This is a genomic window from Escherichia sp. KCJ4928, assembly GCF_004352695.1.
GTDB lineage: Bacteria > Pseudomonadota > Gammaproteobacteria > Enterobacterales > Enterobacteriaceae > ECMA0423.
The window spans coordinates 1-255 of sequence record NZ_SJWV01000860.1 but is presented as its reverse complement, the minus strand read 5'-3'; the positions used below and the strand labels follow the sequence as shown (position 1 = coordinate 255).

1 pseudogene is annotated in these 255 nt (G+C 53.3%); it reads left to right on the top strand.

Annotated features, from left to right (window positions below):
* Nucleotides 1-255, top strand: a pseudogene (locus E0D98_RS28615) (hypothetical protein); the annotation flags it as partial.

Below are 255 nucleotides of genomic sequence, written 5' to 3'. Positions count from 1 at the left end.
AACAACACTGGCCACAGATAATGCAGGAAGTTCGCTCCCCCAAAAATCCTCCCAATAATCTGTACATTGGTGAAGACAGGCAACCTGCATCAGCACCTCAGGATCAATCAATGCGACTCCCCCTCGCTGGTAATGCCCCCAATGAACTGATACCAGCCATCGCCTCTGCCGATAAGGACAATCGTCAGTTGAATCTTCTGCTGGTCCACAGCGCAGATGATCATCTGCAGGGCGTGGTCCGCCTGAACGGCACCC